The sequence below is a fragment of the Janthinobacterium sp. GW458P genome (genome assembly GCF_002127585.1).
GTDB lineage: Bacteria > Pseudomonadota > Gammaproteobacteria > Burkholderiales > Burkholderiaceae_D > Janthinobacterium.
The window spans coordinates 1-5,261 of record NZ_NEGZ01000115.1 but is presented as its reverse complement, the minus strand read 5'-3'; the positions used below and the strand labels follow the sequence as shown (position 1 = coordinate 5,261).

At 66.1% G+C, this 5,261-nt stretch carries 5 protein-coding genes; all 5 read right to left on the bottom strand.

Annotated elements, in window-relative coordinates; all coding sequences use genetic code 11:
- Positions 1-1,280 (bottom strand): hypothetical protein (locus tag CBW50_RS28035; RefSeq protein ID WP_086148525.1); only part of this gene is annotated, 1,280 nt, incomplete at its 3' end.
- A gap of 7 nt (positions 1,281-1,287) precedes the next feature.
- Positions 1,288-2,493, bottom strand: a complete 1,206-nt coding sequence (locus CBW50_RS28030) for a type II secretion system F family protein (protein ID WP_086148524.1) — start codon at positions 2,491-2,493, stop codon at positions 1,288-1,290.
- Positions 2,493-4,196 carry a GspE/PulE family protein gene (locus CBW50_RS28025; protein ID WP_086148523.1) on the bottom strand — a complete coding sequence of 568 codons (1,704 nt, stop codon included), beginning with the start codon at positions 4,194-4,196 and terminating at the stop codon, positions 2,493-2,495. Before CBW50_RS28025 ends, CBW50_RS28030 begins: the two co-directional genes overlap by 1 nt.
- 7 nt (positions 4,197-4,203) lie before the next feature.
- Positions 4,204-4,398, bottom strand: a complete 195-nt coding sequence (locus CBW50_RS28020; RefSeq protein WP_086148522.1) for a hypothetical protein — start codon at positions 4,396-4,398, stop codon at positions 4,204-4,206.
- 71 nt (positions 4,399-4,469) lie between these two features.
- Positions 4,470-5,261 (bottom strand): tetratricopeptide repeat protein (locus CBW50_RS28015; protein WP_139842695.1); only part of this gene is annotated, 792 nt, incomplete at its 5' end.

Genomic DNA, 5,261 nt, shown 5'->3' with positions numbered 1-5,261 from the left:
CCCTGCCGCTGCGCCGGCTGGCCGCCGGCCGCGCGCGCGGGCGCCTGGCCCGCATTCCAGTGCAGCTGGCTCAGCTTGATCTGCGGCGCCTGGTCCAGCGCCGCGCTCAGCACGCCCAGCAGGCGGCCCGGTTCGGGCGCCTGGCTGGCGATCATGCGCCCCAGGGTCACGGCCACTTTCATGTTCTGCGTCTTGGCCGGCGCCGGCGGCTGGGTCGACATGACGCTGCGGTAGCGCTCCTGGTAGGACGCCGTTTCCTGCTGCAGCCGCTGCGTGCCGGCCCCGTCGGCGATGCCGCCAAGCAAGTTAATCACGCACCACAGGGCCGCCGACGCGCCGATCAGCGCGCTGGCGCCATACAGCGTCTTGCGCGCGCGCTGGAAGTGGTAGTAGCGGGCCAGCGGGCCGGGCGGGTAGTGGCTGGGCGGCGGATGCTTGCCCAGCAAGGTCAGCAGCAATTCGTCGGCCAGCGCCGGCGTCTGCTTCAAGCCCACGCGCCGGCCCGCCAGCTGCAGGTCGATGAAGTGGTAGGCCACCTCCACGCCGTTATCGCACAGCAGTTCGAGCTTGGCGATCTGCGCGGCCGGCGCCAGGATGACGGTATTCAAGACGTCGCCGCGCGCCAGCATGCGCGTGCTGGTGAGAAATTGCCGGGTTTTTTCCGTTTCCAGCGCGATATTCACGGCCACGCCGTCGAGCGCGATGGCCACCGTCTGGCGCGAAAAGCGCAGCTGGCCCTTTTCATAATAGCTTTGCCGCAAGCCGCCCGATTGCTGCGTCACCAGCAGCAGGTGTTCGTGCGCGAGCGCGAGTTTTTTCACCAGGGCAATACTCAGCAGGCTGGTCGAATAGATGCCGGCCACGGGCACGCGCAAGTGTTCGAGCGCTTCCGTCCACGGCTGCAGCAGCGAAGGGTTGGTCAGCGCAAAGAACAGCACCTGGTCGTCGTGCCGGCCTTCGCTTTCGCGGCCCAGCAGGGTGCTGCCGCGGTAGGGCGTGTCGCGGTGCAACTGCTGCTTGCGCCGCTCCAGCAGCGCGCGACCCGCCTTGCCCCGTACATGGGGCAGCAGCTGGTGCTGGAAGTCCTCCTCGATGAGGTCGGTCAGCAGGTAGGCGGGCACGTCGAGCCTGCGCGCCTGCGGGTCTTCCAGCCAGGCGGCGAAACCGTCGAGCCCTGCGGCGCTGGCGGGAAATACCTGGCCGGGGCCCAGCATGCCGTGGTCCCAGTCGTAGGCGCAGAGCGCGTCGCTGGTGAGATAGAGCAATTGTTTGCGGAACACGGCGGCCTCAGGTTTTCATGGTGCTGATGGTGTCGTAGATGGGACCGAGCACCGAGAGCATGATCCAGCCCAGCAGCAGGCCCAGGATGACCGTCATGGCCGGCTCTATCATGGCTTGCACTTTTTCTATCAGTTCCTTCACTTCGCGGTTGTAGAAATAGCTGACATTGCGCAAGGCCGTGTCCAGCGAACCCGTCGCTTCGCCCACCTTCAGCATGCGGATCACCAGCGGCGGGAAGATGCCCGTGTGCTGGAAGGCGGCCGTGACGCCATGGCCTTCGCTGATCAGCTGGGCCGCGCGGCGCAGGCCGGCGGCCACCACCTGGTTGCCGGCGATGCCTTCGGACAGGCGGATGCATTCCAGAATCGTGATGCCGGAAGCATACATCAGCGCGAAAAACGTGGCGAAGCGGGCCAGGATGATCTTGTGCAGCACGGGGCCGACCAGCCACAGCCTCAGCTTCAGGCCGTCCCAGGCGTAGCGCGCCGCCTCGCTGCGCCGTATCCACGCGCGCAGGCCGAAAAACAGCAGCACGGGCAAGGCCAGCAGCAGATACCAGTAGTCGATGAAGACGTTCGACACGGCGATGAGCACGCGCGTGTGCAGCGGCAGCTCGCCGCCCATGTTGCGGATGAAGGCCGTCAGCTGGGGCACCAGGTAAATCATCAGGAAAAACGTCACGGCCGCCACCACCAGGGCGACGATGATCGGGTACATGACGATCTTGCGCGTCTGCGAGGCCAGCTCATCCTGCCATTTTAAACTCTCCGACAGGTTCTTGAAGACGTCGGCGATCTTGCCGCTCTGTTCTCCCGCCAGTATCAGGCTGGTAAACGTGGCGTCGAAGATGTCGCCGTGCTGGGCCAGCGCGCCCGACAGGGGCAGGCCGCCCTCGATGCTTTCGATCAGGTCCGTGACGACTTCGCGCAGGCGCGGATGATCCGTGCTTTCGCGCAAGTCGTTCAAGCCTTCAAGGATGGGCACGCCCGCGCCCGTCAATTGTTCCATGTGGAAACAAAAGTTGATCAGGTCGCGGCGGTGGATGACGCGCTTGCCCAGCAGCACCAGGTACTGGCCCGTGATCTTGCAGTCGATCAAGTCAAGCTGCATGCGGTGCAGGCGCGCCTCAAGGTCCGGCACATTGGCCGCCTCCATGCTGCCGGGAATCAGGGCGCCGGCCGCATCCATGGCGCGGTAGACATATTGCGCCATCAGCTGAGCCTATCCGTCAGGTCGACCACGCGCGCCACCTCTTCCAGGGTGGTCACGCCTTCGCGCACGCGGCGCATGCCGTCGTCGACGAGGGCCGTGAAGCCGGCCGCCCGCGCCGCGGCCTTGAGCTCGCGCGCACTGGCGCGGCGCGCCGTCAATTCATCGAGTTCGGCCGTCATCTTGAGGATTTCCATGATGGCCAGCCGCCCCTTGTAGCCCTGGTGCGCGCAGCGCTCGCAGCCGACGGCGCGGCAGATGGACACGGGCGCATCGTCCGTCGCCAGGCCCAGCAGGCGGCGCTCGACGCTGTCGGCCAGCACGCTGTCCTTGCAATGCGGACACAGCCGGCGCACCAGGCGCTGCGCCACGATGCCGATGATGTTGCCGGCCATGATGTCGGGCAGGATGCCGATATCGAGCAGGCGCGAGATGGAACCGATGGACGAGTTCGTGTGCAGCGTGGAATACACCTGGTGGCCCGTCATGGCGGCGGCAAACGCCATTTCCGCCGTTTCGCGGTCGCGGATCTCGCCCACCAGGATGATGTCCGGGTCTTGCCGCATCATCGAGCGGATGCCGTCGGCAAAGCCCAGCTTGACGGAATCGTTGACGGAAGTCTGGCGTATCATGTTCATCGGATACTCGACCGGGTCTTCCAAGGTCATGATGTTGACGCTTTCCGTGTTGATGTGGTTGATGATCGAGTACAGGGTGGTGGTCTTGCCGCTGCCCGTCGGGCCCGTCACGAGGATCACGCCGTCCGGCCGCGCGATCATCAGTTTGAGCAGGCTCAATTCCGATTCGGCCAGGCCCAGCGCATCGAGCGGGACGATGCCTTTCTGCCGGTCCAGCACGCGCAGCACGAAGTTTTCGCCATGCGTGGTGGGCTGCGCCGAGGCGCGGAAATCGATTTGCCTACCGGAAAACTTGATGCTGATGCGCCCATCCTGCGGCGCGCGCGCCTCGGCGATGTTCATGTTCGACATCACCTTCAGGCGCACGGCCATGGCCGGCCAGTACGATTTGTGCAGGCTGCGGATTTGCCGCAGGATGCCATCGATGCGGTAGCGGATGCGCAGGAACGACTGTTCCGGCTCGAAATGGATGTCGGACGCGCCATTTTGCACGGCGTCGGCCAGCAGCGCGTCGATCAGGCGCACCATGGGCTGGCTGTACTCGTCCGACGGCGAGGCCATGCTCTGGTAATTGACTTCGCCCGTCTCGATCTCGTGCAGGATGCCGTCGATCGACAGTTCGAAGCCATAGTACTGGTCGATGGCGCGCGAAATATCGGATTCGTTGACGAGCACGGTGGAAATCGTGATGCCCTTGACCAGCATGGCGCTGATTTGATCGAGCGCAACGATGTTGCTGGTGTCGGCCATGGCCAGGATCAGATTGTCCGCCTGCCGCTCGTAGACGATGGGAAAGACGCGGTAGCGCTTGGCCACGTCCTTCGGGATCAGCTTCAGGGCGATGGCGTCGACCACCAGGCTGGACAGGTCCGCGCTCACCTGTTTCAGGTTTTCGCTCAGCGCTTCGCGCACCGTCGCTTCCGTGACGAAGCCCAGGGTGATGAGCAGCTTGCCCAGCGGCTCGCTGCTGCGCTTTTGCTCGATCAGGGCGATGCGCAGCTGGTCCTCGCTGATCACGCCTTTCTGGATCAGCAGCTTGCCGAGAGGAAGTTTTGCCTGTTCTGCCATGTAACGCTTATTCCTGACGGTTGATGATGACGGGTGCGGCGGGATCGGCCGCGGGGGCCGCCGCGGGTGCGCCGCCCAGGTCGCGCAGGCGGGCCTGCACCACGGCCCGGTCGAAGGCGGCCGGCGCCGTTTGCGCCAGGCTCAAGGCGCGCTGGGAGTAGGTGGCGGCCAGTTTCGGCTGGTTCAGCCGGTCCAGCCCCACGGCCAGGTTGAAGGCATAGTCGGGGGTGCCGGNTGCCGAGAGGAAGTTTTGCCTGTTCTGCCATGTACCGCTTATTCCTGACGTTTGATGATGACGGGTGCGGCGGGATCGGCCGCGGGGGCCGCCGCGGTTGCGCCGCCCAGGTCGCGCAGGCGGGCCTGCACCACGGCCCGGTCGAAGGCGGCCGGCGCCGTTTGCGCCAGGCTCAAGGCGCGCTGGTAGTAGGTGGCGGCCAGTTTCGGCTGGTTCAGCCGGTCCAGCCCCACGGCCAGGTTGAAGGCATAGTCGGGGTTGCCGGGCGCGGCGCTGTAGGCGCGGAAGAATTGTTGCTGCGCCTCGTTCCAGCGCCTTTGCTTGGCGTACACATTGCCCAGCGCAAACAGTACGGGGCCGCTGTCGGGCGAACGGGCCAGGATGGCTTTCAATTTCGCTTCGCTTTGCTCCACGTCGCCCTGGCGCAGGCCGATCAGGCCGGCCAGCGCTTCGCCATCGTCGGGATTGATTTCGAGCAAACGCACATACAGCGACGCCGCCTGCGCGCCCTGCTGCTCGCGCTGGGCCACGGCCGCCAGGCCCAGCAGGGCGTCGCGGTTGCCCGCGTCCTGCTGCAGCACGGCTTCATACTGCTGGCGCGCCGCGCCCAGCTGGCCGCCATTCAGGGCCTGGTAGCCCTGCTGCACGCCGGGCGCAATCTGCGGCGCGGGCGCGTTGCGCAGCACCTGGATCTGGCTGTTGTCGGGCGCCATGACCGGCGGCAGGCTGGGCGGCGCCGGCGGCGGCATTTGCGCCAGCTGGGCGGCCACGGCCGCCTGCGCCGCCGCCTGTATCATCGCCTGCTGTTCCGCCGCGCCCGCCGGCTGTCG